Here is a 25,374-nt window from a genome sequence, read left to right as displayed (position 1 = left end):
GCCTCATGCGCCGACAGGAGGACACAGCATGCTTGAAATTGGTATCAACAAAATTGCCCAAATTATTCTCATGTCCCGCGAGCTGGGCCGTGCAGAGGCCGAACTTGCAGGTTTTTTTGAAACCCTCCGTGAGGAGGAGTTAACTGATCTCGTGGCAGTAATGTGGATTGGCCGTGGTAGCTTCGAGCCTGAAGAATTAGCAGAGGCGCGCGCCACCGCTATCGCCGAGGCGACGGTTCCAACACCTGACTACCTTATGGGCACACCTCATCTTTCCGATCATTTGGAGAACGGGCTGGAAGCGCTCGGGCTTTCGGCATTTGACGAAGAAGATGATTTGATCCGTAAAGGGTAAGAAGGTCGCATTTCGCAATGCGGAACACGACCCTCTCAGATTGTATTGGTGCCAAGATCGCTTAGGCTAGGTGATCGACCACTTGTAGGTGCTGAGCGAGTGTGTCGACTTCCTTTAGCCATTCGGCGACCAGTTTGGGGTCATGTGGCGCGGGGTGTACACCTGAACCAATCTGGCGGTTGAGCACTGCTTTGACCGCGAGAGACACGGGAATCGAGACAAGGCGAGCCATCGCGGTCCCGCGGGCATCTCCCCAGGCATCCATTACATATGTCTTGTTGTAGATTTCGCCTCCGTCTTGTTCGGCCTTCAATCCAACGCACATGACGACGCGATCAGGCTCACCTTCATCGTAGGCATTTTCATTCCAGAATCCATCTGACATCTCCTTCAGGCGCATGTCGCCTTCGGGACCAGAAAGAGTTTCGATTTCGGTGAAGACATCGGCCCATGCGTCCTTCCACCCGTTTAGGCGCAACGTGCCACGTACGAATTCTTTGATACGCCAGCTTGGCTCGAACTGGTAATCCGCCATGAATGGCAAGCTATCGCGGTTGGGATAAACTTCAAAGGTTTCTGGGCTTGCCAAAGGCGCGGCGTAAGAGCTGATCGCGTCCCAAGGGCGCGAGACGTTCAGCTCTGTGAAGTTTTTGATCGATTTTGACGGTGACCGTAGCGCTTTTAGCACGCCAAGGGGTGACCAACTGAACTTGTATCTGAACGGGTTGGGATGTTTCGGAATACCGCCACAATAAGAAATGAACGATATATCAGCACTGGCGTCATATGCCGCGTTTGCGCGATAATCTGCGACGAGCGCATGCGCCATCAGATGATCGATCCCCGGGTCGAGGCCAACTTCATTGACCGAAATGAGGCCTGCCTCGCGGAACGCAGTATCAAGTGCACGCATTTCGGGGGCGATATAGCTTGAGCTCACAAAGTTCGCACCGCGTGCAAGACACATTTCGGCCAGTGGCACATGCCAATCGCCTGGGAGCATAGAGACAACGATGTCGTCTTTGGCTGTTGCGGCTGTAATTGCGTCCATGTCGAAGCTGCGAATATCTTGCGCAATGTCGCCGACGGCCTCTTTGGCCTTCGAGGTTGTGCGGTTCCAGACCACCACCGCGTGGCCTTCTTCGATAAGTTTGCGAAGGCCTGGAATGGCCGAAAGGCCTGTGCCGCACCAATGGATTGTCATATTTTATGTCCCTTATTTGTACTTCAGTTTGGCTGCGACGATCGTGAGAACCGCTATGACAGCAAATATATTTGCGATGATGATGGGCCAGTCTGAGACCAAAAGTCCATAGAGAAGCCAAAGCGACACCGTTGTTAGGAACAGCATGTTTGACACCAAAGATATTCCTGATGTGTTGCGCGTTCTCCAAGCTTTCCAAGCCTGTGGTATCCAGCAAATCGTGCCGAGCGCGGCGGCGAGATAGCCTACGTAAGGCGCGAGTGTCATAGAGCGCCTACATGTGTAACGAAGTCTTTTTCGGCGCGGGCCCAGACACCTTCGGTCAGTACGTCAAGCGTGAGGAGCGATGGTAAAAGCTGTGCAGCAAAGTCCTCAGAGCTTTCGAGCGGGAGCATGGAAGGCAGGTTGTCGATAGCCATGACATCAAGTGGCGGGGTATCATGGACGCGTACCGCTGGTGCTTCCCATGTCGTGGCTTCTGAGTAGACGGGAATAGGATTATAGTCGCTGTCAGGGTCGCACGCGACATCACCTATCGCGGTGAGCTTACGGGGGGTCTCTTTTGCGGATAGCGGGACAAACTGCGGTGTTCCTGGGCGGGCAAGAATGCAGTTGATGAAGATGTCATGCTCAAGAATTTCTGGAAAGGGGCCGCCATTTGCAGTTTCAGCCATGTCCCATTTCGTCACGGAAACGCCCATTGCCTCAAGCAAATCAGATGCCCCCGTGCCAACGCGGCCCAGTGCGCCGATGACGATGGCGTTTGGCTTGGTGACAAGATCGGCGCGGAGCTCATCTAAGAGAGCATCTTTGTTTGCATAAGCGCCAACAGGAGGGCAAAGAGCGCCCTCTTTTTGAGCAAGCCATGTTTTAAGTGTGACAGCTGCCCCTGCGAAGCCTGCCCAATACCCGAAAGCCGCGACGCGGCGGCCTGTTTCATCGACAAGATATTCAAGGTCGTATAGCGTACCGCCGCCCGCTTTAAATCTTTCAAGCAAGGCTTTTCCGGAAAATTGACCTTTGTAGGCGTGGCCAAACATGATGTGACGGTGGGGGAGTGGTGTTCCATCTTCAGGCAGCTCTTTCAGGCCGAAGATGATCGCATCACGGGGGGCTGTGGGCCAGCTGTTTTCCGGGGCAACTTCGGCGCCGGCGTCGACATAGCCTTGCAGTGGGATAGCGCGCACAGAGCTTTCTTCGACGGTCAGACGGAAACCCGCATCGATCAGTGCCTTTGCCCCCTCGGGTGTCAGGCCTACACGTTCTTCGTGGGCGCGTTGTTCGGCTCTGAGCCAGAGATGGGTCATGTTGTGTTCCTGTTCAGACAAAAGTGCGGGCGTGTTCACGGCCAGGGATATCGAGGTGGGGCGTCGCGTTGAAACTGCCAAGCATGAGTTGGCCGTGTACATATTCGAGGCGGTGAACCGAGGAATTCATCACCTGCAACATGATCTTTGCCATCCCATCATCAGAAAGGTGCAAGACATGGCGCAGTATTGTTCCGATAACACCTCCTGATGTTACCAAGAGCACGCGGCCGTGTCCTTGGCAAACTTCTTCAATGAGGCCCGTTGTGCGGGCATGAAAGTCTGCGAAGCGCTCTGGGACAGATTTCACTTTATCGGCGGCCCAGTAGCCAATCATCTTGGGCAGATGGGAGGCGAACTCAGTCGGGTCAGTTGGAGTGACAATTCCGTGTTCAGCTTCAAGAGCTGCTGCCATTGCGAAGTATTGTAATTCATCAAGGCGCCCATCGACGCGAGTTTTGTCATATCCCATGCCTACAGCCGTCTCTTTTTGGCGGCGCAGAGTGCCTGTGATCACATGATCAAAATGGGGGTTGGTGGCGCGCATATGCTCTCCGAGCCAACGCGCTTGAGTATGGCCCAGATCAGATAGTTTGTCATAGCTTGCCTCGTCCGTGGCGTGGCTGTTGGCCTGCCCGTGCCGCACCAGAATCAGTTCTGCCATCTGCGCCTCATTTGATCAAATTCTCGCAAAGATTAGCCGTAGGGTGCAGCGGTTTAAAGGGGATGAAGACAAAGAAAATGTAGTGAGGTGAAAGGCGGCGCAAAAGGGTGGTGGGGTGTCGGGAATGTGAGGTGTTCAGGTTGCCGTCTCTGCTTTATGATGGGCGTTAAGATCGACAGGAGACGCGCGATGTCTGAAACAGTTAAGTTCACGCTCGATGGTGAGCAGGTTGTGGCCGAAAAGGGTATGACCATTTGGGAAGTGGCAAACGGGCGTGGGCTCGTCATTCCGCATCTTTGCCATAAGCCTGCGCCGGGATATCGCCCTGACGGTAACTGTCGCGCTTGTATGGTTGAGATCGAGGGCGAACGGACCTTGGCTGCGTCTTGTATTCGCGAGCCGCAAGAGGGCATGGTTGTTGTGACCAATAATGCGCGTGCAACGAGTGCCCGTAAAATGGTTGTAGAAATGCTTTTGGCAGATTTGCCTGAGCGTGAGACGAGCCACGACAAATCTGCGCACATGTGGGATATGGCTGATCTCAACGGTGTCAGCGAGAGCCGTTTCCCCAAACTGGAAGAGGGCCATATTCCGCTGTTGGATGATAGCCATGTTGCTATGCGGGTGAACCTTGATGCTTGTATATCCTGCGGGCTTTGCGTGCGTGCGTGCCGTGAAGTGCAGGTCAATGATGTGATCGGCATGGCGGGTCGGGGGCACTCGGCCTATCCTGTGTTTGATATGGATGACCCGATGGGCGAGAGCTCATGTGTCGCTTGTGGCGAATGTGTTCAGGCTTGCCCGACTGGGGCGCTTATGCCTGCGACCGTGCTGGATGATCAGCAGCAAGGCGACAGCAAGGATTTTGACAGCGAAACAGAAAGTGTCTGTCCGTTTTGTGGCGTTGGCTGCAAGGTTTCGCTTAAGGTCAAAGATGGCAAGGTCAAATATGTTGAAGGCATTAACGGGCCTGCCAACGAGGGTCGGCTTTGTGTGAAGGGCCGCTTTGGGTTTGACTACATTCATCACTCTCACCGCCTGACAAAACCGCTTATCCGCCGCGAAGACGCTCCTGCAAAGGGTCTCAATGTACACCCAGACAACTGGAACGAGTTCTTTCGCGAGGCGAGCTGGGATGAAGCGATGGCGTTTGCCGCAGGTGGCCTGTCTGGGCTGCGTGATCAGCATGGCGGCAAGGCTGTAGCGGGGTTTGGTTCGGCCAAATGTACCAATGAAGAGGCATATCTTTTTCAGAAATTCATTCGGCAGGGCTTTCTTCACAACAACGTCGATCACTGCACGCGGCTTTGCCATGCCAGTTCTGTAACCGCGCTGATCGAGAATGTTGGCTCCGGCGCTGTTACGGCGACATTCAATGAGATTGAGAACGCCGATGTTGCAATAATCATCGGAGCGAACCCGATTGAGAACCACCCTGTTGCAGCGACCTATTTCAAACAGTTCACCAAGCGCGGTGGCAAGCTCATAGTAATGGACCCACGTGGGGTCGGTTTGCGCCGTTTTGCAGAAGAGATGGTTCAGTTTCGCCCAGGAACAGACGTCAGCATGCTCAACGCGATTATGCATGTGATCGTCGAAGAGGAGCTGTACGACAGCCAGTACATCCATCGTTGGACCGAAAACTGGGAAGCAGAGAAAGCACATCTGAAGGACTTCTCTCCCGAAGCGATGAGTGAAATTTGTGGTGTGTCGCCTGATCAATTGCGCCGAGTTGCACGCATCTTTGCGGGTGCTGAGGCCGGGATGATTTTCTGGGGCATGGGCGTAAGCCAGCACATCCACGGTACGGATAACTCACGTTGCCTGATTTCGCTTGCCTTGATGACGGGTAATGTCGGTAAGCCAGGCGCTGGGCTGCATCCATTGCGTGGGCAGAACAACGTACAAGGTGCGTCTGATGCTGGCCTCGTTCCGATGTTCTTGCCTGACTATCAAAGTGTCATGGACGACGGCATTCGCAAAGCCTTTACCGATGTTTGGGGGGCTGGAGACTTTTCCAACGAAAAAGGCCTGACTGTGACGGAGATCATGGATGAAGCTTATGCCGGCAACATCAAGGGGATGTATATTCAGGGCGAAAATCCAGCGATGTCAGACCCTGATGTGGAGCATGCGCGTGACGCTTTGGCAAAGCTTGAGCATCTCGTTGTGCAGGATATTTTCCTGACCGAAACAGCGAACTATGCTGATGTGATCCTTCCTGCTTCGGCGCTGTACGAGAAGAATGGTACGGTGAGCAACACCAACCGTCAGGTGCAGCGTGTGAGGCCAGCTGTTACACCGCCAGGTGACGCGCGCGAAGACTGGAAAATCACAGTCGAACTGGCGCAGCGCGTCGGACTCAATTGGGACTATGGTGATGTGTCTGAGGTCTTTAACGAGATGAAGATTAACATGGCCTCGCTCAACAATATAACATGGGAACGGCTCAAGACTGAGACGATCACCTATCCGAGCCTAAGCGAAACTGACCCGGGACAGGCGATCGTGTTCGGGGATGGATTTCCGCGGGCAGAAGGACGCGCAAAGTTTACGCCTGCAAGTGTAATCGCACCTGATGAATCGCCTGATGCAGACTATCCGATGATTATGACAACGGGTCGTCAGCTAGAGCACTGGCACACTGGTTCGATGACACGGCGCTCAAATGTTTTGGACGCCGTGGAGCCTGAGGCCAACTGTTCGTTGCATCCTAAGACTTTGCGCCGTCTTGGTGTGGAGCCGGGTGAGCATGTTCGCTTGAGCACGCGACGCGGCAGTATCGTGATCATGGCGCGTGCTGATCGGGCTGTCGCTGAGGATATGGTATTCGTACCTTTTGCTTATGTTGAAGCTGCAGCGAATATTCTTACAAATCCTGCACTTGATCCATATGGCAAGATTCCCGAGTTTAAATTTTCGGCGGTAAAAGTGGAGAAGGCAGAGGGTGCGGTTGCTGCTGAATAGAATATGAATATCAATCCAACTCGCTTTCTTTCTGATCTTCACGCCTTGCGCCAGTTCGGGGCGTCTGGCGTCGGCAAAGGCGTTGTGCGCCCAGCCTATAGTGAAGCCGATATTACTGCGCGGGCGTGGCTTGCTCAGAAGTTTGAAGAAGCGGGTCTCAAGGTTCATTACGACCCGATGGGGTCTCTTTTCGGGCTGGCAGACGGGCCCTCAGTCTTGCTTGGGTCTCATTCTGACAGCCAACCCGAGGGCGGCTGGCTTGACGGAGCCTTGGGTGTGATTGCGGCACTGGAAGTTGCCCGCGCGGCAAAAGAATCAGGCGGACCTGCTGTGTCTGTGGTGAGCTTTCAAGACGAGGAAGGCCGCTTTGGCGTGACTACAGGCAGCACCGTTTGGTCTGGAGAGTTGACGCTTGAAGAGGCTGACAAGTTAACAGACCGCACAGGCACCACTCTTGCAGAGGCGCGCGAATCTATGGCTTCTCAGGCTGGAAACTTTGTAGATCCAAAGCAATTTACGTGCTTTATTGAGATGCATATTGAGCAGGGCCCGTGGCTTGACCAAGCGGGCGAAGCCGTTGGTGTGGTGACGGACATTGTCGGCATTCGCGATATGCGTATTACCTTCGAGGGCGAGCAGAACCATGCGGGGACGACCCCAATGCATCTGCGCAAGGACGCCTTTCAGGCGCTGGGGGCTTTCAATGCGCTTATTGGAGAGCGCTTTAAAAATGTGGTAACGCCTCAAACTGTTTGGACGATTGGTCATGTGAAGTTGCACCCCGATGCACACTCCATAGTACCCGGACGTGCCACCTTCTCGATGCAATGGCGAGACGGTGATGCTGACCGCTTGGGGCGCATGGAGAAGATCATTCGGCATGCCGCGTCAGAGGTCGCTGAAGCACAGGGAGTTGGACTTTCGTTTGGCCCCATGTTGGGGCTGGAACCAGTTGCTATGAGCGTGGATCTGCGGTCAGCGCTTGAGGCCAGTGCTGAAGAGCATGCTGCGGGACGCTGGAGGAAGATGCCGTCCGGTGCGCTTCATGATGCAACCAATGTCGCGCGATATCTGCCTGTCGCAATGCTGTTTGTTCCGTCAATTAACGGGATCAGTCACGCGTTCGAAGAAGATACAGACGAAGCTGATTTGGTCACAGGTCTTGAGGTTTTGGCGGGAGCAGTCGCGCGGCTTTAGCCCCAGCTCACATCGCCAAGAAAAATATAGCCAGCGCCATAGATGGTCTTGATCAGGCGGGGATTCTTCGGGTCTTCCCCCAGCTTTGTTCTGAGGCGCGAAATGCGCACATCCATCGCACGGTCAAAACTTTCGCCTGCTGCACCACCTAGCGTTTCTTGCATGTTGGCTCGAGAAATAAGCCTTTTGGGGCGTTCCAGAAACAGTCGCAAAACTTCTCCCTCGGCGTGAGAAAATGCGGTCTCTTGGCCAGCTTGATCAACAAGAATATAGCGCTCAAAATGTGCCGTCCATCCGTTGAAACGTGCAGTTTCGGTACTTTGAGGGGCGGGAGCCGCTTTGCGTAAACGGGCGCGCACGCGAGCAACGACTTCTGCGGGCTCAAAGGGTTTGATAATGTAGTCATCTGCGCCAAGCTCTAACCCTGTGACACGATCTTGAACCTGCGCGCGGCCTGATATGATGATCACACTGGCTCCTTGTTCGAGGGCGAGGCGATGAACGAGCGTGAGCCCGTCCTTGTCAGGAAGTGAAAGGTCTACGAGACAGACGTCTGGTATTGCGGTCTTGAGCGCCGCTTCGAACTCGGTCGCGCGCGCGAAGCTCATGGTCTCAAAGCCCGCCTCTTCCAGCGCATCAGTGAGCATTTGTCGAATAGCGCGTTCGTCATCAAGGATGGTTACAAGAGGTTTGGTCATGAGACAGTGTCCAATCCAAGATAGATCTGAAGGGTTTCGGAATTAAATGGCTTGCGGATAACTGGTGCGAGCTGGACGGCACGTTGAAAGAGTGGATCGGTTTCAGGCAAAGAAGTCATCAAAAAACTTGTTGGTCGTGTCTGCCCCAAACGTTCGATCAAGTCGATGCCTGTCGCTTCACCTTCGAGCGATATGTCCGAGAGGACCAGCGCAATATCTGGCAAGTCTTGGGCGAGGAGCAGCGCCTCTTCTGTGCTGGTGGCCTCGATCACAGTATGGCCTTGCGAAATCAACATTTCTCGCACATCGGTTCGTATCAAGGCGTTATCTTCAACAAGCAACACCAGTCCGGGTGCGACGGGCGATGGCGCAAGGCGAAGAGGAAGGCGCAGGCTGACTTCGGCGCCAGTAGTGCCATTGCGCGCCTGAACTCGGCCACCTGAGAGCTTTGCCACGTCATAGACCATAGCAAGGCCAAGACCCGAGCCATTATCGCCTTTGGTTGTAAAGAAGGGGTCAAACACGTGTGATAAGGCATGTTCAGAAAACCCAGGCCCTGTATCTATAACTGTAAATTCAATCCACGTGTCTTGAACGACATCGACCAAGAGGGAGATTTCACCATCGCCGTTGCAGGCATCTCGTGCGTTCAAGACGAGGTTGAGCAAGCTGTCCTGCAGGCTGCCTGAGTCCAACATGAGGATAAGGTTTGATGGCAAAAAACGACTTTCAAGGCTCAGGGTGACGCCTTCAGGAAGCGTTGTGCTCGCAAGCGTTTCAAACTCTGTCAAAAAGGTCTGCAGGCGTGTTGGCAGTGGATGGAGGTCACGCAAGCCTGTCATGTCTGCGATGCGATTGAGCAAGTCTCCGCCACGGCGTGCAGCCGTGAGTGTAGCGTTAATGAGAGCATCAGCCTTTGGAGGTAAGCCCAGCCGTTGCAGCCGGCTTTGAGAGCCAAGGACAATTGTCAGGAGATTGGAGAAGTCATGCGCAAGTCCAGATACCATTTGGGCCGCAAGTTGACGGCGACGGTTCTGTTGAAGAGCTGAGCGTGTTTGTGTCTCCTCTGTAATGTCCATCGATAGGATGTACACTCCGCCTGTACTGCTGTCTGGTGTCAGCGCGACGCGGATCCGTCGTGAACTGGGTTCGTGATTGAATTCAAAGACCGAAGAGGCGCCAGCAAAACCACGCTCCAAGTGAGGCGAAATCACGCTGTAAGGCTGTGCACCTAGCACTTCAGAAGCGTGGTGTCCTACAGGATCAGCCAAGCTGCCAGGCATGACGGAGCTCACCCGCCGGTTTGAGTAGGTGTAGACTTTGTTGGAGCTTACATGTGCGATGTGTGCGGGCATCATTTCAGTTGTCAGGCGGGTGCGCGCTTCCATCGCGGTGAGCTGTCGCTTTGCTTCTTCAAGCGCGGTAACTGTGGCTTCGAGTTCACGGTTGGTTTTCGCAAGCTCCTCAGCACGGTTGAGAAGTTGGTCTGATAAAGACTCGGAGCGTGTGCGTAAAAGCTCTTCTTGGCGTTTAGATCCAGTGATGTCTGTATAGACAGCGACCCACCCACCGTTGGGCAGAGGAGAACCTTCGACTGAGATCCAGCGCCCGTTGCTCATTTGCCTCTCAATGTAGTGCGCTTCAAACGCGCGGGCGAGATCAACCCGCTCCTTAACAAATGCGTCAATATCATCAATTGCCCCATATTCGCCGCGCTCAGCGAGATAACGGATCGTTGCGGCAAACTCTGCTCCAGGTGTTACAGTCCAGTCGGGAAGAGCGAACATTGAGCGAAACCGCTCATTTGACACCACGAGACGCAAGTCACTGTCATAGATCGACAGTGCTTGTTGAATGAGATTGAGCCCAGCCATTGTCATAGCTTGATTGTCAGGATTGTTAGTCATGAGCCGCCTTTCTGCCCATGTGCTAACACCCAAACAGATGTAGGCAAAGCCCCACAGACGGCCAAATGCAGCTTGTTACAATTTGTTAGATTCGCGAAATGATCAGGTAAAAGTTGACGGCAACTCTGAAACAGTCACGCTGGGGGAAGGAGAATCGCTCAGAAAGTGGCGAGTTTGGCCCGAAAGGGGCAAAGGGAGGAAAAGATTTGACACAGTCGTCAGAAGCGACGAGCGGACTCGCGTCCGTTCCAGCGCTGTTGCAGCGTAACGCTCGGGAGTTTGCCAATAAGGCGGCTTACCGAGAAAAAGAATTTGGCATCTGGCAGAGCTGGACTTGGGCCGAAACCGAGAAGGAAATCGAGGCGCTGGCGCTTGGGTTTATTAATCTCGGCGTGAATGAGGGCGACTTTGTTGCAATCATTGGCAGAAACCGTCCGCATTTTTACTGGACGATGGTTGCGGCTCAATCTGTGGGTGCCATTCCCGTTCCGCTGTATCAAGATGCCTCTGCTGAAGAGATGGCTTATGTCATGGAGCATTGTGGTGCGCGCTTTGTGGTCTGTCAGGACCAAGAGCAAGTCGACAAAGTTATCGAAATTCAAGATGGGCTGCATCAGTTCGAACATATGATTTATGTCGATCCACGCGGCTTACGTAAGTATGACCACCATGCGCTGCACCGGTTTGTAGATATCCAAGCACAAGGTCGCGCGGCTTATTATGAGCTGATCGAAGACCTCAAAGAGCGCCGTGAGAAGCTGACTTATGACAGCACCTGCGTAATGCTTTACACGTCTGGCACGACAGGTAAGCCAAAAGGCGTTGTGCTCTCTAACAGAAACATTATCGAGACAGCGAAGAATGCCAGTGAGTTTGATCATCTGAATGCAGGCGATGAAATTCTGGCGTATTTACCGATGGCGTGGGTGGGTGATTTTATCTTCTCGGTTGGTCAGGCGTATTGGACGGGCTTCTGCACGAATTGCCCTGAGAGCCCAGAAACCATGATGACCGATCTGCGCGAGATTGGTCCGACATATTATTTTGCCCCGCCGCGTATTTTTGAAACGCAGCTGACAAACGTGATGATCCGCATGGAAGATGCTAGTCCGTTTAAGAAGCGGCTCTTTGATGTGTTTATGGCGCATGCAAAGAAAGTCGGCCCAGCAATCTTGGACGGCAAGTCTGTCGGGTTTATGGATCGCTTGAAGTATAAGCTTGGTGAGCTCTGTATCTACGGACCACTCAAGAACACGCTTGGCTTTAGCCGTGTGCGTGTTGGTTATACGGCGGGTGAGGCCATTGGCCCTGAGATTTTTGACTTCTATCGCTCTCTTGGTATCAACCTCAAGCAGCTGTATGGTCAGACAGAAGCCTCGGTTTTCATCACTGTCCAGCCAGATGGTGAAGTGCGTGCTGACACGGTGGGCGTGCCTGCTAAAGGCGTTGAGATACGTATCGAGGAAAACGGCGAAATCTACTATCGCTCTGAAGGCACGTTTGTAGAGTATTACAAGAATGCGGAAAGCACAGCCTCGACCAAAGACCCTGAAGGTTGGGTCGCTACAGGTGATGCTGGTTTCTTTGAGCCAGACACAGGTCATTTGCGGATCATCGATCGTGCGAAAGACGTGGGAACAATGGCAGACGGTAGCTTGTTTGCTCCAAAATATGTTGAGAACAAACTCAAGTTCTACCCTGACATTCTCGAAGCTGTGCTCTTTGGCAATGGCAAGGACCGCTGCGTTGCGTTTATCAATATCGACCTGACGGCGGTGGGTAACTGGGCAGAGCGTAACAATATCGCTTATGCCTCTTACCAAGAGCTTGCGGGCCATCCCAAGGTTCTGGCTTCAATCCAGAGCCACGTGGAAGAGGTGAACAAATCTGTAGCGCAGGATGAAATGCTTTCGGGCTGTCAGGTGCACCGCTTTGTCGTCTTGCATAAAGAGCTTGATGCGGATGATGGCGAAATGACCCGGACACGAAAAGTGCGCCGCGTGATTGTGGCCGATAAGTTCAAGGACATCGTTGATGCCCTCTACGACGGCTCACCCCAAATTTCGACTACAACGGAAGTAACCTACGAAGACGGACGCAAAGGCGCCATCAGCGCGACTTTGAGTATTGTTGACGCCAAGGTTCAGACCGTCACGACACAGAAGGTGGCAGCAGAATGAACGACATGAGTACAGAAGGCTACACCACAGCTGACGGCCGCAAGATTGGCGGTACGTTGATGGAGATGAAAAACATCACACTGAGTTTTGGTGGGGTGAAGGCTATTACTGATATCAGCTTTGACATCAAGGAAGGCGAAATCCGCGCTATTATCGGACCGAACGGTGCGGGCAAATCCTCGATGCTCAATGTTATCTCGGGCTTCTATATCCCTCAGCAGGGGGAGGTTTGGTATCAGGGTGCAAAGCGCCCACAGATGCGGCCTTATGAAGTTGCCCGTCAAGGGATTGCCCGGACATTTCAGAACATCGCTTTGTTTGACGGTATGAGCGTTCTTGATAACGTGATGACAGGTCGTCTTAACCACATGACCACAGGGCTTTTTGCTCAGGGTCTCTGGAAGGGTAAGGCTGAGCGCGAAGAGGTTGAAAACCGCGAGCGGGCTGAGAAAATTATCGATTTTCTCGAAATTCAGGCGATCCGAAAGACGCCCGTGGCGCGTTTGCCTTATGGTCTCAAAAAACGCGTAGAGCTGGCGCGCGCGCTGGCCGCTGAGCCTTCACTCTTGCTGCTTGATGAACCGATGGCTGGGATGAACGTTGAAGAAAAAGAGGACATGAGCCGCTTTATTCTTGATGTGAACGACGAATTTGGAACCACGATTGCTCTGATTGAGCACGATATGGGTGTGGTTATGGATTTGAGCGACCGGGTTGTCGTGATGGATTACGGTAAGAAAATTGGCGACGGCACACCTGATGAGGTGCGCAACAACCAAGACGTGATCGACGCCTATTTGGGGGTGAGCCATGACTAAGCAAGCCCAACTGACACAAGTATTTGGAGGCCTCAACAATGCCTGACAATCTGATTTTTGGGATAGAAGTCTTCCTAAACGGACTTATGGCTGGGGTTCTCTATGCCCTTGTCGCCCTCGGCTTTGTTCTGATCTATAAAGCCTCTGGTATTTTCAACTACGCCCAAGGCGTTATGGCGCTTTTTGCCGCGGCCACTCTTGTCGGAATAATGAATGGTCAGGTGCCTTTCAGCCATCTGATCAATGCGATGTTTGGCACGGAAGTACACCACTTTGGCTGGCATTTGCCTGCACTGCTCGGCATTTTGCTGACGGCTGCCTTTATGGTTTTGCTGGCATGGCTCGTGCAGAAATTCGTCTTCCGCCACCTTGTCGGACAGGAGCCAATTATTCTTTTCATGGCGACAATCGGTCTTGCCTACTTCCTCGAAGGTATCAGCGATTTGATGTGGGGCTCCGAGATTAAAAACCTCGATGTCGGCCTACCGCAGGGTGCAAGCATATGGCTTGAAGACAGCACGCGCTGGATGGGCTTCGGTAACGAAAACTTCTACGGCTTCTTCATCGATAAGCTTGACATGTTTGCAACTGTGATCGCTGCTATCCTTGTTCTGGCGCTCGTGATTTTCAGCCAATACAGCAAACAAGGCCGCGCCATGCGTGCTGTTGCGGATGATCACCAAGCGGCACTTTCGGTTGGTATCAACCTCAACTTTATCTGGGTGATGGTCTGGTCTCTCGCGGGTTTTGTCGCTCTGGTGGCAGGTATCATGTGGGGCACAAAATCAGGTGTCCAATTCTCGCTCTCACTCATTGCTCTGAAGGCCTTGCCCGTTCTGATGCTTGGTGGCTTCACCTCCATTCCGGGTGCGATCGTCGGTGGCCTGATCATTGGCGTCGGCGAAAAGCTTTTTGAATTCGCCGTTGGCCCAATGGTCGGCGGGGCCACCGAAAATTGGTTTGCCTATGTGCTCGCTCTTATTTTCCTCGTCTTCCGCCCTCAAGGGTTGTTTGGCGAGAAGATCATCGAGAGGGTCTGACACCATGATGAAAATCATTGCGATTATCAACGTGGTGGCATGGTCAGGCTTCTGGGCCTTTGGGTACCTCGCCTTCTCGGCGAACGTCGACAACGAAAGTCAAATGACCATGGCTGCTGTATTTGCTGCCATTGGAGCGGGCATCGGGATCTGGACCTATCTCCAGCTTGTACGCCACGCAGAAGCAACAGGCTACGCCAAGCGCGCGAACCGCGCTGACCTAAGCCATCAAGAAGAACTAAACGGGGAGAGAGTCTGATGTTTTACCGTGAAGCTGGTGACTATAAGACGTCCTATCAAGATGACGGGCAAACCTTCCCGATCAAATTCGACCGCTATCGCTACTATTTTGTGCTCTTTGTGGCCTTTGCGATGGTTCCCTTCCTGATCAATGATTATTGGGTGAATGCGATCTTCTTGCCGTTCTTGATTTATTCAATCGCTGCAATTGGTCTAAATATACTTGTCGGGTATTGTGGGCAGGTTTCGCTCGGTACTGGCGGCTTTATGGCCGTGGGAGCCTATGCTTGCTACAAGTTCATGACAGGTCTCGATATCTGGATAGACGGTGTGCAATATGCGCTCCCACCTATTAATATCTTTTTCTCTGTCATCCTTGCTGGACTTGTGACGGCTGTTGTCGGTGTTCTGTTTGGCCTGCCGAGCCTCCGCATCAAAGGCTTCTACCTTGCGGTTGCAACTTTGGCTGCGCAGTTCTTCCTTGTTTGGCTATTCAACAAATGGTCCTGGGCTTATAACTATTCAGCTTCTGGTCAGATCAATGCGCCTGAGCGAGAAATCTTTGGGGTCGCAATCACGGGGCCGAGCACTGACGCCTGGGCGACTTATCTTTTCTGCTTAGTTATCGCCGCTCTCTGCGCAATCGTTGCACGCAACCTCACGCGTGGGGCGTCTGGACGCAAATGGATGGCCATCCGTGATATGGACATCGCGGCTGAAATCATTGGGGTGAACCCGCTAAAAGCAAAGCTAAGTGCTTTTGCGGTAAGTTCTTTCTACATCGGCATCGCTGGCGCGCTCTTCTTTGCGGTCTACCTTGGCGCCGTTGAAGTTGGTGAAGCCTTCGGCATCCAGAAGTCGTTTATCGTTCTGTTTATGGTGATTATTGGAGGTCTCGGCTCGATCTTTGGATCATTCGCAGGCGCGGCTTTCCTCGTGCTCTTGCCAGTTCTTCTCAAGCTTATGCTTGCAGACAGTACCGATGAAATATCAGGCTTTTCTTCAGTCATGAGCTGGGTGTTCCTAGTGGCTTTCGCCGCTGCGGTTGTCATGCTGGTGATCAATATTGTGCGCACACGCAGCCTGATTGCAGGCGCTGGTGTGGGGTGGATTTTTGCGAGCATCGCAGCCTTCATGGCTTATGCTCTGACCATTGGCGGTATGGGTTGGCCCACTGATATTGTGGCCCACTTGCAGCTTGTGATCGTTGGTGCGTTGATCATTATCTTCCTCATCGCTGAGCCACATGGGCTTGCCCAGCTGTGGCGCGTGGCGAAGGAGAAACTACGGTTGTGGCCATTCCCACACTAAGGGCAGGGCAACAAATAAGGGCTTCAGCGCAATAGCTGTGGCTAACATCGGAAAAAACCAAGGGAGGAGACCCCGATGAAGACGAAACTAGCAACTATGGCCGTGGCAGCCGTTATGGCGGCAGGCCCAGTGATGGCGGACCTTGTGTTCCCGTCACTCTCATACCGGACTGGCCCATATGCGGCGGGTGGTATCCCGTTTGCAGACGGCTACGCAGACTACTTCACAATGCTCAACGAGCGTGATGGTGGTATCGGCGGCATCATGACCAAAGTTCCTGAGTGCGAAACAGGCTACAACACCGAAAAAGGCGTTGAGTGCTATGAGTCCACAAAAGGCGAAGGCGCACTTGTTTATCAACCGCTCTCAACAGGTATCACCTACCAGCTGATCCCCAAAGTGACAGCTGACGGTATTCCGCTCCACACAATGGGCTATGGCCGTACATCTGCCGCAAACGGCAAGGTCTTCAGCCACGTGTTTAACTACCCAGCGAACTACTGGAACGGTGCATCTGTTGCGATTAACCACCTGCTCGAAACAAACGGTGGTGACATCAAGGGCAAAAAAGTGGCCCTCGTGTATCACAACTCTGCCTATGGCAAAGAGCCGATCCGCACGCTGGAAGAGCTTTCGACGAAGCACGGCTATGAACTGAGCCTTCTTCCCGTAGACCATCCTGGTCAGGAGCAGAAATCACAGTGGCTCCAGATCCGCCGCGACAAGCCTGACTATGTAATTATGTACGGCTGGGGCGTTATGAACCAAGTTGCGATCCAAGAAGCGGCGAACATCCGTTTCAACATGGAAAACTTCATTGGTATCTGGTGGTCAGGTGCAGAGCACGATGTGACACCTGCTGGTGATGCGGCCAATGGCTACAAATCGGTAACGTTCCATAACGTTGGTTCTGACTTCCCTGTGTTTGATGACATCAAAACACACGTTGTCGACAAAGGCCTCGCGGCTGGCGCTGGCGACCAGATCGGGACAGTGCTTTACAACCGCGGTATGTATGCAGCGATGCTCGCAGCAGAAGCGGCGAAAAAAGCTCAAGAGATCCATGGCACAGCCCAGATCACACCAGCGATGATGCGTGACGGTATGGAAGCGCTTGAGATCACAGAAGAAGGCATGATAGCTCTTGGTATGCCAAACTTCGGGCCAAGCTTTGCCGTTTCTTGCGAAAACCACGGTGGCCCAGGCCTCGGCGGGATCACGCAGTGGAACGCAGCTGACAAAAAGTGGAACCTGATCTCTGACTTCGGACCATCGGACATGGACGTTATCCTGCCGCTGATCACCGCAGACTCAGAGGCGTTCGCCGCTGAAAACAACATCGAACAGCGCTGCAACTAAGCGCTTCTGGCCGCCCACTCAAACGGGTGGGCGGCCAATCCTGTAAACGAATTCAAATAAGCGAGCCCTGATATGCTGGATGCTGGTGAAACAAACGACACCGTTCTGGAAGTGAACAACATCGAGGTGATCTACAATCACGTGATCCTTGTGCTGAAAGGCGTTTCGCTCAAAGTGCCCAAAGGCGGTATCACTGCCCTGTTGGGCGGTAACGGCGCGGGTAAGACGACGACGCTCAAGGCGATTTCAAACCTGCTTCACTCGGAGCGTGGCGAAGTCACCAAAGGAAGCGTGAGCTATCGTGGCGAGATTACGCAGCATCTTGATCCAGCCGATCTGGTCAAGCGTGGTGTAATCCAAGTGATGGAAGGGCGGCATTGTTTTGAGCACCTCACCGTTGAGGAAAACTTGCTCACAGGCGCCTATACGCGGACCGATGGCAAAGGTGCTGTCGATGCGGACCTTGAGATGGTTTACAATTATTTCCCACGCCTGAAGGAACGCCGTCGCTCGCAAGCTGGCTATACATCGGGCGGAGAGCAACAAATGGTTGCGATTGGTCGCGCTTTGATGAGCCGGCCAGAAACGATCCTTTTGGACGAACCGTCAATGGGGCTTGCGCCTCAGCTTGTTGAGCAGATCTTTGGTATTGTGAAACAGCTCAATGAGGGAGAAGGGTATACCTTCCTTTTGGCTGAACAGAATACAAACGTAGCTCTCAGGTTCGCCCACTATGGGTATATTCTTGAATCAGGCCGTGTGGTTATGGACGGGCCAGCGAAAGAGCTGCGCGAGAACCCGGATGTTAAAGAGTTTTACCTCGGCATGTCTGATGATGGGCGCAAAAGCTTCCGCGATGTGCGCTCCTATCGTCGACGCAAGCGCTGGCTCAGCTAAGGCAGCCAAGCTGAGTTTTGAAAGAATATAGACCCCGCTGATCGCGAGGGTGATGTCCGCACCATGCCGCCAGTTGGGCGCAAATGAGCACAAGAAGGTTTACAAGATGGGCCAGTTTTTCGACGAGTTGGAGACGCGATCCGCCGAGACGCGCGCTGCGGAAATTGCGCTGCGTTTGCCGCAGCAAGTAGCATTGGCGCAAGGGCTGTCTGGCTATGGGAGCCGTCTTGAAGGCGTTGATGCGTCAGCTATCACAACGGCGGAGGCCCTTGCGTCTTTACCTGTGCTACGCAAGTCTGATCTTGGTGCTGCTCAGAAGAAGGCCCCGCCTTTTGGTGGGCTGACGGCTGTGAACGCTGTGGGCTTTGCGCATATTTTCCAGAGCCCAGGACCGATCTATGAACCCGGCAATATGAGCCATGACTGGTGGCGCGCGGGACGCTTTTTGGCGGCTGCAGGTATTGGTTCGGGTGATATTGTCCAAAACTGTTTTTCTTATCACCTTACGCCGGCAGGGATGATGTTTGAGAACGGTGCACGCGCTGTTGGCGCGGCTGTTCTGCCTGCTGGTGTTGGCCAGACTGAGCTTCAGGCGCAGGCGGCGCATGATATTGGCTGTACGGCTTATGTGGGCACTCCCGATTACCTCAAGCTCATTCTGGATAAGGCCGAAGAGATGGGCCTTAAGTTGAAGTTTAGTAAGGCGGCTGTCGGCGGCGGCGCGCTTTTCCCAAGTCTGCGTCAGGAATATAAAGACCGTGGTATTATGTGTTTGCAGAGCTACGGTACTGCAGACCTTGGCACAATTGCCTACGAGACGCCTGCCATGGAAGGCATGATTGTTGATGAAGGTGTCATCGTAGAGATTGTGCGCCCGGGAACTGGCGATCCTGTGGCCCCAGGCGAGGTAGGCGAAGTTGTTGTGACTACGCTCAACCCTGACTATCCGCTGATCCGCTTCGCTACGGGAGACATGAGCGCTGTTATGGAAGGGCAGAGCCCCTGTGGACGGACGAATATGCGTATCAAAGGTTGGATGGGCCGCGCGGACCAGACCACAAAGATTAAAGGTATGTTCGTGCGCCCCGAGCAGGTTGCGGCTTTTGTCGCCAAGCATAGCGAGATTTTCAAAGCTCGTGTTGTGGCCAAGCGCCAAGGCGAGATGGATGCGATGACTGTCATGGTTGAAGCCGAGGGCGGAGATGCTGCGGCTTACGCCAAGTCTGTTTCTGAAGTCTTGAAGCTCAAGGGTGAAATCGAGATTGTCGGGCGTGGTAGTCTGCCCAATGACGGCAAGGTGATCGAAGATCTTCGCAGCTACGACTAGGCCTTCTTTGGCTTTTGCACTCTAGCGAATGCGAAACCCGAAGAAGCGCGTAGCAGGTTCTTTCAGCTCCGGCGACTGGTGCAATTCATGGGCTACACCACGGGCGATTGCGCGTCTCGTTTTGCGTTCTGCATTTTTGTGCTGGAGTGAGAGGGCTTCGAGAATCTTGATCCGGCTATCGAGTGGCTGAGCCTTGTCAGTCAAATACTCGTCAATCAGATATTGAACTGCGTCCGTGCCCCCCAGCTCGATTAGGGCAGTTGCATAAGCGCCCATATAAGAAACGTTGCCTTCGACAGCCATTGCCAGCTCTTCCATCATAAAAGGCTTGTAGCTTTGGTCTTTTGTTAAACCGGCCAGCAAAACGCGTATCGGCATTAAGCCCTCATCGCCTGTTTCAATCTCTTGTTTTAGCCCTGCTATATTGGGGATGACAAGCTTCTGAAGCGCGCTATATGGCGCGCGATCCAACTCTTGCAAAGCAAGCTGGTGAACATCTGGACTTGGATCATTTAAGAGTGAAACAAACAACGTGAGGCGTTCTTCATCGCCGCCATTGATTAGCGCGGACTGGCGCTCGATAACGTAGCTCAAAACATGATGGAGCCTATTGTCGAGTACTTTGAGCATTTGCCAAGGACCGTAGGGCCCATCACGTGCCAGTAGGACACGTGCTGAAGGGTTTTGCGAGATAGTCTTGGTGACTGATGCTGAAACAGTGATTGGTATGTCCGAAACATGGGGCCCCATGAGCACTTCGAGCAGCCGGTATCGGTTTGGCTGAGAGGGGTCTATGTCTGCGATGACAACCTGCTCGGTCATCATAAGCAGGTCAACGAGTGTTGGGTTTGGAGTATAGCCGTGAAAGGCACAGGCGAGGCTGGGAGCGCTGTTGCTCACGCTCAGTGCCCCGCAAAGAAGCCATCCAAATATCTTGCGCCTCATGCCCAGTTCAGACCTTGATTGCATCACTCATCTGTCCAAGATGATATGACATAATGGGCTTTGATGTAAGGGGATGGGGGCAGTCCAAAAGAAAAGAGCCGCCCCTCGAAAGGCGCGGCTCTTTTTGCAGTGCTGCGTTCAGCTAAGCTTAGCCTTGACGGGCTTTGAAGCGAGGCTGTGTTTTGTTGATCACATAAACGCGGCCCTTGCGGCGCACGATGCGGCAGTCACGGTGCCGGCTCTTGAGCGAGCGGAGTGAGTTTCTAACCTTCATGAGGTCGTCTCCTTGGTCGCGGCGCAGGGCTTGCGCCTTTGGGTTTGCGGGTGCGCGAGGGAACTCCCCCGTGCGGTGAATGGTTCATGGTGGGCGATACAAGGTTCGAACTTGTGACCCCTTCGATGTCAACGAAGTGCTCTACCACTGAGCTAATCGCCCGAACTGACTTGGTTTTTTCGTCCCTTAAAACAAAAAGGGACGCGGAAACCCGCGCCAGCGCCTCGTGTCTATAAAAGGAGTCGCAGATATGATCAAGAGCTTTTGACGCTTCATTTTTTTGGCCTATACTCGCCTTAAGAAACTGGAGCCAGAATGCCGCGTGTCGCTTATGATTTGATCCACCCTGAACGGCGCACAACATCTGTTGTGTTTGCCTCGCCGCACAGTGGGCGGGACTATCCTTGGACGTTTCTGCGCAAGACTGTTTTGGACCAACACACCATCCGAACATCGGAAGACGCCTTTGTAGATAGGCTTTTTTCACATGCGCCCAAATGTGGTGCACCGTTTCTGACAGCGGGCGCGCCGCGTGCTTTTATTGATCTGAACCGCGCGCCAGAGGAGCTGGATCCAGCATTGTTTGAGGGGGTGAGCGCGCGGGGGCACAATCCGCGGGTGGCTTCGGGGCTTGGAGTGGTGCCGCGCGTGGTGGCAGGGGGGCGTGCGATTTATCGTGGAAAGCTGCCTTTGAGCGAGGCGGAGCGCAGAATCAATATTTACTGGCGGCCCTATCACGAGATGTTGGGCAAGCTTTTGGACCAGTCAAAAGCCGCTTTTGGCGAGGCAATCTTGGTTGACTGCCATTCGATGCCCCATGAGGCGATGGACCTTGCGGCGCGGGGGGCGATCCGCCGTCCCGAAGTGGTGATCGGGGACCGACATGGCGCCTCGGCAAGCACCGAGATTGTCGATCATATTGAGGCGGCGTTTACCCGTGCAGGGCTACATGTGGTGCGCAATGTACCCTTTGCAGGGGCCTATATTTGCCAGACATACGGGCGGCCTTCAAAGGGACAACACGCGATCCAGATCGAAATTGATCGCTCGATCTATATGAACGAGCAGATGATACGCCCGAACGGGAACTTTGAGGCGTTTCGGCGGGTTCTCAAGGGGATCACAGCGGAGATTTGTGAAATCGGCCGCAAGGTGGCGGAGCCTCTTGCGGCGGAGTGATCCGTAAAATTTATCTATATTTATCAAACGTTTTAGTGAGATTTGCCCGAGTATAGCAGCCCCGCGTTGCCGCCCCATGACCCCAGCGTCCCGAAGGGTTAATGCGCCAAAACACAGCTGAATCGAGGGGGTGAAAAGCGTGCACAACCCGTACACAACCCGTGCACCGCCTGAACGGGGAATGTGTTAACGGAAATTAAGTTAAAGGGGCGTTCGGCGGGGCTGCTGTCGGCCCTTAGAGGGCATTAAGCTTTTACAGAGCGATGGACTGCTGCGATCCCATCCCGCAAATCTCTATACTGAGGTTTAGGCCTGCTTTCTGGAACCTGCAGAACACTCGTAACTGAGACAGCGCAGGAAGGCGCTGTTGGAGCGATACAGGCCCGTGTGGCTGATATCACTTGGTCAGGCGGTTCCTGAGGACCGGAACGATGATCAGGCCTACTGCAATGACCAGCAAGCCAAGTGTCATGGGCCGTTCAACAATGAACGATATGCCGCCATAAAGCTGCACCGAGCGTGAGAAGTTATCCTCCATCATGCCGCCCAAGATGAACCCGATCAAAAGAGGTGGCAGTGGGTAGTTGGCGAATTTTAACGCAATGCCGCAGATGCCAAACCCGACCAACATGAGCAATTCTGTTGCATTGTTCTGGCCGATGTAAGCACCCATCAGCGTGAAAAAGAGGATGAAAGGGATCAAGAAATTGCGAGGTATAGCCAGAAGTTTGGCGATATAAGGGATTAAGGGCAGGTTCAGGATCAGAAGCACAAGATTGCCTATGAACATGGACATGATGACGGCCCAAAAAATCTGTGGATCATCAACCATTAGGCGTGGACCAGGGGTTACGTTGAGCGCAATCAATGCGCCGAGTAAAATAGCTGTCGTGCCCGACCCTGGAATACCGAGTGTAAGCAATGGCACAAACGAACCAGTGCAGGCTGCGTTGTTGGCGGTTTCAGGTGCTGCCAGCCCTTTGATCGACCCTTTTCCGAATTCTTCTTGTTCGTGCTTTGGTGCGATGTTGCGCTCCACTGCGTAGCCAAGAAAGGATGCAATTGTAGCACCTGCTCCAGGCAAGACGCCGATGAAGAACCCTTGAATAGACTGGCGGCCAATGACGGGCGCAATTGCGCGGGCTTCAGCGCGGGTGATGCGCAGATCTTTGATTTCGCCGCCATTGTCGCCGAGGTTCTTAGGTTTCAGTATAAGGAACACCGCTTCTGGCAGGGCAAACATGGCCATCGCCAGAGTGATAAACCCAAAGCCGGATTGCAGATCCATGATGCCGCCTGTGAACCTTGGCAAGTTAAACAATGCGCCCTCGCCGACAGTGGCCATGATCAGGCCTAGAACCGTCATCAGCAATGCTTTGGTCACCTGACCCTGTCCGGCGAAGGCGGCAATAGCCGACAAGCCCACGACCATAAGTGCGAAGTATTCTGGGGAGTGAAAGAGAAGTGCGACCGACGACAACATGGGCGCAAATATCATTAAGAGGAGGGCGCCAATTGTGCCGCCCGCAAAGCTCGCGATAGCTGCGATGGTTAGCGCTTTGCCTGCCTTGCCCTGTTGCGACATCGGGTATCCATCGAACGAAGACGCTACCGTTCCGGCCACGCCAGGTGCGTTGAGCAAGATAGATGAGGTCGATCCTCCAAAAATTGCCCCATAGTAAACGCCTGCCAACAGGATTAGCGCGGCGGACGGATCACCCATCGTGATGGCCACTGGGATCATGATTGCGATTATCGACATCGGTCCAAGGCCGGGCAACATGCCGATGAATGTGCCAATCAGACAGCCGCCGATGACGACCAATAGGTTTTGGAGGGATAGAGCCGTTTGGAGGCCGATCAGGATACCTTCTAGCATCTTAAACTCCCATAAATGCAGGTAGGGGGCGCAGGAAGATGCCAAGCACTTCTTGAACAAGATACCAAACCGAGCCTGTCGCGACAAAGGCCACAGGTATCATGATATGCCACTTTCGCTCCCCCAATAGAAACGAGCCCATGATCAAAAAAGCAGAGGTAGACACCAAAAACCCGACGGGGCGCAGGCATAGCGCGTAAAGGACCATCAGTCCTAAAAGCAAAAGGGCTTGTCCGTAAAAATAGTCCCCCAGACGTCTGTGATCGATTTCACCGATTTTCTCTCCGCCTTTTTCAAGGCCCGACAAAATGATCAGGCAGGCCAGTATACCGAGAACGGACAAAACCTTGGGGAAGCTGCTTGGCCAGATCGGGTTGCGCCGCATGAAGGGTGCAAGGCTCGCGTCCATCGTAAACCACGCTGTGTAGCCATAAATGATGCAGATACCCAGCAGTATGAGCGCAATCCAACGATCCAAAGTCATGGACCTATCCTCCACTATACGAAAATTGTGCAAAGGGCGGAGCAGTTAGATGCGCCGCCCTTATGTCTGAGTTGTCTTGGCGACTTAGAGGAAGCCCAGCTTTTTCATCAGATCGCCGATTACTTTTTCTTGGTTTTCAAGAAAGCTGCGAAAATCGTCGCCGGGATTGTGGATGTTGACCCAACCGTTGCGCGCTCGCACGGCTTCCCATTCGGGTGTGTCATACATCTTGGCAATTGCGTCCTGATATTGAGCTGTCTTTTCATCTGACAGACCCGGTGCGCCGAAGAAACCACGCCAGTTGACGAATGAAGTGTTGATGCCTTGCTCTTTCATCGTCATCGTCATCGCATCGGGAACGGCAGGAACGCGATCGTCCGACGTAACCCCAATGATTTTGACTTCGCCCGCGTTCGACAGGTCAGCCGCTTCGGAAAAACCAGTGGACAGGGCTGCAATTTCGCCTGACAGCAGTGCTGCCATGGCGGTGCCCCCAGCGTCATAGGCAATATAGTTTACTGCGAGTGCGTCGCGTCCAGCCGCTTCCATTGCCATCGCAGCTACAAGGTGATCCATGCCACCCGGAACTGAACCACCACCGATGGGTGTGCCCGCCGGATCTGCATCAAATGCAGCCAGCAGATCGTCCATGGAATTAATAGGGCTGTCTTTGCTTACAACAATGGCTGCGTAGTCGCCGATTGTGCCAGCAACCAATGTCAGATCGCGGAAGTTATGAGGAAACACGCCTGTCAGCGAGCGGATCACAATCGGGGTCGAGTTGACCATCAATGTGTTTTCAAGGCTTGCGGCGTTTTCGATCATATAGCCAATGGCTACACCGCCGCCGCCGCCCGACATGTTCTCATATGTTGCAGAGCCAACAAGACCTGCCTCTGTCAGTGCTTCGCCCGTGCCACGTGCTGTGCCGTCCCAGCCGCCACCGGCACCACCAGGGACGATAAAATGAATTTCATCCAGAACTTGGTGGCCATCCGCAAACATAGGTGATGCAAAGCCAAGTGTTGCTATCGCAGACCCTAGCAGGGCACGACGTGCCATCTTCAAAGTTGTCATATCTCTCTCCCAATTGATAGCCGTTCTCCCGACGGCTAAGGTGTCTAGGAAACCACGATAACCTG

General features: G+C 53.5%; 22 protein-coding genes, 1 tRNA gene and 2 pseudogenes. 13 read left to right on the top strand and 12 right to left on the bottom strand.

Translation table 11 applies throughout. The annotated features are described in order from the left end of the window. Nucleotides 1–28 precede the first annotated feature (28 nt). On the top strand, nucleotides 29–355 hold the full coding sequence (locus DSM117340_RS12705; protein WP_089892267.1) for a DUF3775 domain-containing protein: 327 nt from the start codon (nucleotides 29–31) through the stop codon (nucleotides 353–355). Between the two features lie 61 nt (nucleotides 356–416). On the opposite strand, the gene DSM117340_RS12700 is transcribed toward DSM117340_RS12705, so the two are convergent. From DSM117340_RS12700 to DSM117340_RS12685, 4 genes are read right to left on the bottom strand one after another with little or no spacing between them, the layout of a single operon-like run. Continuing rightward, complete coding sequence (locus tag DSM117340_RS12700; protein WP_089892264.1) at nucleotides 417–1,559, bottom strand: saccharopine dehydrogenase C-terminal domain-containing protein; 1,143 nt, start codon at nucleotides 1,557–1,559, stop codon at nucleotides 417–419. A gap of 12 nt (nucleotides 1,560–1,571) precedes the next feature. Beyond that, entirely contained in the window at nucleotides 1,572–1,826 is a 255-nt protein-coding gene (locus DSM117340_RS12695) for a SemiSWEET transporter (protein ID WP_089892261.1), read from the bottom strand. After that, nucleotides 1,823–2,866, bottom strand: coding sequence for a saccharopine dehydrogenase (locus DSM117340_RS12690; RefSeq protein WP_089892258.1), 1,044 nt, complete (start codon nucleotides 2,864–2,866; stop codon nucleotides 1,823–1,825). Before DSM117340_RS12690 ends, DSM117340_RS12695 begins: the two co-directional genes overlap by 4 nt. A 13-nt stretch (nucleotides 2,867–2,879) precedes the next feature. After that, a complete protein-coding gene (locus DSM117340_RS12685) occupies nucleotides 2,880–3,530 on the bottom strand; it encodes a histidine phosphatase family protein (RefSeq protein WP_089892254.1) in 651 nt (216 codons plus the stop codon). Between the two features lie 189 nt (nucleotides 3,531–3,719). On the opposite strand from DSM117340_RS12685, the gene fdhF reads away from it, so the two are divergent. Further along, entirely contained in the window at nucleotides 3,720–6,497 is a 2,778-nt protein-coding gene (fdhF, locus tag DSM117340_RS12680) for a formate dehydrogenase subunit alpha (protein ID WP_089892251.1), read from the top strand. Between the two features lie 3 nt (nucleotides 6,498–6,500). Beyond that, nucleotides 6,501–7,694, top strand: a complete 1,194-nt coding sequence (locus tag DSM117340_RS12675) for a hydantoinase/carbamoylase family amidase (protein WP_089892248.1) — start codon at nucleotides 6,501–6,503, stop codon at nucleotides 7,692–7,694. On the opposite strand, the gene DSM117340_RS12670 is transcribed toward DSM117340_RS12675, so the two are convergent. Next, nucleotides 7,691–8,392 carry a response regulator transcription factor gene (locus DSM117340_RS12670; protein ID WP_089892245.1) on the bottom strand — a complete coding sequence of 234 codons (702 nt, stop codon included), beginning with the start codon at nucleotides 8,390–8,392 and terminating at the stop codon, nucleotides 7,691–7,693. The two genes, DSM117340_RS12675 and DSM117340_RS12670, sit on opposite strands and share 4 nt — an antisense overlap. Continuing rightward, the gene (locus DSM117340_RS12665) at nucleotides 8,389–10,299 is read right to left on the bottom strand and encodes a PAS-domain containing protein (RefSeq protein ID WP_089892242.1); all 1,911 of its coding nucleotides are present in this window, start codon (nucleotides 10,297–10,299) and stop codon (nucleotides 8,389–8,391) included. Before DSM117340_RS12665 ends, DSM117340_RS12670 begins: the two co-directional genes overlap by 4 nt. A 206-nt stretch (nucleotides 10,300–10,505) precedes the next feature. On the opposite strand from DSM117340_RS12665, the gene DSM117340_RS12660 reads away from it, so the two are divergent. The 9 genes and pseudogenes from DSM117340_RS12660 (at nucleotide 10,506) to DSM117340_RS12620 (ending at nucleotide 19,471) form a co-directional block, all read left to right on the top strand. Then, a complete protein-coding gene (locus DSM117340_RS12660) occupies nucleotides 10,506–12,479 on the top strand; it encodes an AMP-binding protein (RefSeq protein WP_089893624.1) in 1,974 nt (657 codons plus the stop codon). Next, a complete protein-coding gene (locus DSM117340_RS12655; protein WP_089892239.1) occupies nucleotides 12,476–13,297 on the top strand; it encodes an ABC transporter ATP-binding protein in 822 nt (273 codons plus the stop codon). The genes DSM117340_RS12660 and DSM117340_RS12655 overlap by 4 nt, the downstream gene beginning before the upstream one ends. Before the next feature lie 38 nt (nucleotides 13,298–13,335). Beyond that, on the top strand, nucleotides 13,336–14,337 hold the full coding sequence (locus DSM117340_RS12650) for a branched-chain amino acid ABC transporter permease (protein ID WP_089892236.1): 1,002 nt from the start codon (nucleotides 13,336–13,338) through the stop codon (nucleotides 14,335–14,337). A 4-nt stretch (nucleotides 14,338–14,341) separates the two neighbouring features. Beyond that, nucleotides 14,342–14,596: a hypothetical protein gene (locus DSM117340_RS12645; RefSeq protein WP_089892233.1), complete on the top strand. Its 255-nt coding sequence runs from the start codon at nucleotides 14,342–14,344 to the stop codon at nucleotides 14,594–14,596. After that, nucleotides 14,596–15,552: pseudogene (locus DSM117340_RS12640) on the top strand (branched-chain amino acid ABC transporter permease); the annotation flags it as partial. The gene DSM117340_RS12645 and the pseudogene DSM117340_RS12640, both read left to right, overlap by 1 nt. 186 nt (nucleotides 15,553–15,738) lie before the next feature. Beyond that, nucleotides 15,739–15,888 (top strand): annotated as a pseudogene (locus DSM117340_RS12635) (branched-chain amino acid ABC transporter permease); the annotation flags it as partial. A 75-nt stretch (nucleotides 15,889–15,963) separates the two neighbouring features. Further along, nucleotides 15,964–17,247 carry an ABC transporter substrate-binding protein gene (locus tag DSM117340_RS12630; RefSeq protein ID WP_354689678.1) on the top strand — a complete coding sequence of 428 codons (1,284 nt, stop codon included), beginning with the start codon at nucleotides 15,964–15,966 and terminating at the stop codon, nucleotides 17,245–17,247. Between the two features lie 72 nt (nucleotides 17,248–17,319). Continuing rightward, on the top strand, nucleotides 17,320–18,144 hold the full coding sequence (locus DSM117340_RS12625; protein WP_089892226.1) for an ABC transporter ATP-binding protein: 825 nt from the start codon (nucleotides 17,320–17,322) through the stop codon (nucleotides 18,142–18,144). Between the two features lie 106 nt (nucleotides 18,145–18,250). Then, nucleotides 18,251–19,471, top strand: coding sequence for an AMP-binding protein (locus tag DSM117340_RS12620; RefSeq protein WP_354689677.1), 1,221 nt, complete (start codon nucleotides 18,251–18,253; stop codon nucleotides 19,469–19,471). A gap of 21 nt (nucleotides 19,472–19,492) precedes the next feature. Here DSM117340_RS12620 and DSM117340_RS12615 read toward each other — a convergent pair whose 3' ends face one another. From DSM117340_RS12615 to DSM117340_RS12605, 3 genes are all read right to left on the bottom strand, one after another. Then, nucleotides 19,493–20,371, bottom strand: coding sequence for a hypothetical protein (locus tag DSM117340_RS12615; RefSeq protein ID WP_143037438.1), 879 nt, complete (start codon nucleotides 20,369–20,371; stop codon nucleotides 19,493–19,495). Nucleotides 20,372–20,564: 193 nt separating this feature from the next. Next, complete coding sequence (ykgO, locus tag DSM117340_RS12610; protein ID WP_085850311.1) at nucleotides 20,565–20,690, bottom strand: type B 50S ribosomal protein L36; 126 nt, start codon at nucleotides 20,688–20,690, stop codon at nucleotides 20,565–20,567. Between the two features lie 87 nt (nucleotides 20,691–20,777). Next, nucleotides 20,778–20,852, bottom strand: a tRNA-Val gene (locus DSM117340_RS12605). 153 nt (nucleotides 20,853–21,005) lie between these two features. Here DSM117340_RS12605 and DSM117340_RS12600 point away from each other — a divergent pair. Next, nucleotides 21,006–21,869, top strand: coding sequence for an N-formylglutamate amidohydrolase (locus DSM117340_RS12600; RefSeq protein ID WP_089892219.1), 864 nt, complete (start codon nucleotides 21,006–21,008; stop codon nucleotides 21,867–21,869). A gap of 397 nt (nucleotides 21,870–22,266) precedes the next feature. Here the strand turns inward: DSM117340_RS12600 and DSM117340_RS12595 are convergent, their stop codons facing one another. From DSM117340_RS12595 to DSM117340_RS12585, 3 genes are all read right to left on the bottom strand, one after another. Beyond that, entirely contained in the window at nucleotides 22,267–23,748 is a 1,482-nt protein-coding gene (locus tag DSM117340_RS12595; RefSeq protein ID WP_089892215.1) for a tripartite tricarboxylate transporter permease, read from the bottom strand. Nucleotide 23,749: 1 nt separating this feature from the next. Beyond that, a complete protein-coding gene (locus DSM117340_RS12590; protein ID WP_089892212.1) occupies nucleotides 23,750–24,232 on the bottom strand; it encodes a tripartite tricarboxylate transporter TctB family protein in 483 nt (160 codons plus the stop codon). An 84-nt stretch (nucleotides 24,233–24,316) separates the two neighbouring features. Further along, nucleotides 24,317–25,309: a tripartite tricarboxylate transporter substrate-binding protein gene (locus tag DSM117340_RS12585; protein WP_354689676.1), complete on the bottom strand. Its 993-nt coding sequence runs from the start codon at nucleotides 25,307–25,309 to the stop codon at nucleotides 24,317–24,319. Nucleotides 25,310–25,374: the final 65 nt, after the last annotated feature.

It is taken from the genome of Lentibacter algarum, from assembly GCF_040580765.1.
GTDB classification, from domain to species: domain Bacteria; phylum Pseudomonadota; class Alphaproteobacteria; order Rhodobacterales; family Rhodobacteraceae; genus Lentibacter; species Lentibacter algarum.
The sequence above is the reverse complement of the archived record's forward strand: the minus strand, read 5'-3'. Positions and strand labels throughout refer to the sequence as shown.

Bases quoted from the DNA above. Each gene is read 5' to 3' on its own strand.
- DSM117340_RS12705 (WP_089892267.1), top strand. From the start codon at position 29: ATGCTTGAAATTGGTATCAACAAAATTGCCCAAATTATTCTCATGTCC.
- DSM117340_RS12700 (WP_089892264.1), bottom strand. From the start codon at position 1,559: ATGACAATCCATTGGTGCGGCACAGGCCTTTCGGCCATTCCAGGCCTT.
- DSM117340_RS12695 (WP_089892261.1), bottom strand. From the start codon at position 1,826: ATGACACTCGCGCCTTACGTAGGCTATCTCGCCGCCGCGCTCGGCACG.
- DSM117340_RS12690 (WP_089892258.1), bottom strand. From the start codon at position 2,866: ATGACCCATCTCTGGCTCAGAGCCGAACAACGCGCCCACGAAGAACGT.
- DSM117340_RS12685 (WP_089892254.1), bottom strand. From the start codon at position 3,530: ATGGCAGAACTGATTCTGGTGCGGCACGGGCAGGCCAACAGCCACGCC.
- fdhF (WP_089892251.1), top strand. From the start codon at position 3,720: ATGTCTGAAACAGTTAAGTTCACGCTCGATGGTGAGCAGGTTGTGGCC.
- DSM117340_RS12675 (WP_089892248.1), top strand. From the start codon at position 6,501: ATGAATATCAATCCAACTCGCTTTCTTTCTGATCTTCACGCCTTGCGC.
- DSM117340_RS12670 (WP_089892245.1), bottom strand. From the start codon at position 8,392: ATGACCAAACCTCTTGTAACCATCCTTGATGACGAACGCGCTATTCGA.
- DSM117340_RS12665 (WP_089892242.1), bottom strand. From the start codon at position 10,299: ATGACTAACAATCCTGACAATCAAGCTATGACAATGGCTGGGCTCAAT.
- DSM117340_RS12655 (WP_089892239.1), top strand. From the start codon at position 12,476: ATGAACGACATGAGTACAGAAGGCTACACCACAGCTGACGGCCGCAAG.
- DSM117340_RS12650 (WP_089892236.1), top strand. From the start codon at position 13,336: ATGCCTGACAATCTGATTTTTGGGATAGAAGTCTTCCTAAACGGACTT.
- DSM117340_RS12645 (WP_089892233.1), top strand. From the start codon at position 14,342: ATGATGAAAATCATTGCGATTATCAACGTGGTGGCATGGTCAGGCTTC.
- DSM117340_RS12630 (WP_354689678.1), top strand. From the start codon at position 15,964: ATGAAGACGAAACTAGCAACTATGGCCGTGGCAGCCGTTATGGCGGCA.
- DSM117340_RS12625 (WP_089892226.1), top strand. From the start codon at position 17,320: ATGCTGGATGCTGGTGAAACAAACGACACCGTTCTGGAAGTGAACAAC.
- DSM117340_RS12620 (WP_354689677.1), top strand. From the start codon at position 18,251: ATGGGCCAGTTTTTCGACGAGTTGGAGACGCGATCCGCCGAGACGCGC.
- ykgO (WP_085850311.1), bottom strand. From the start codon at position 20,690: ATGAAGGTTAGAAACTCACTCCGCTCGCTCAAGAGCCGGCACCGTGAC.
- DSM117340_RS12600 (WP_089892219.1), top strand. From the start codon at position 21,006: ATGCCGCGTGTCGCTTATGATTTGATCCACCCTGAACGGCGCACAACA.
- DSM117340_RS12595 (WP_089892215.1), bottom strand. From the start codon at position 23,748: ATGCTAGAAGGTATCCTGATCGGCCTCCAAACGGCTCTATCCCTCCAA.
- DSM117340_RS12590 (WP_089892212.1), bottom strand. From the start codon at position 24,232: ATGACTTTGGATCGTTGGATTGCGCTCATACTGCTGGGTATCTGCATC.
- DSM117340_RS12585 (WP_354689676.1), bottom strand. From the start codon at position 25,309: ATGACAACTTTGAAGATGGCACGTCGTGCCCTGCTAGGGTCTGCGATA.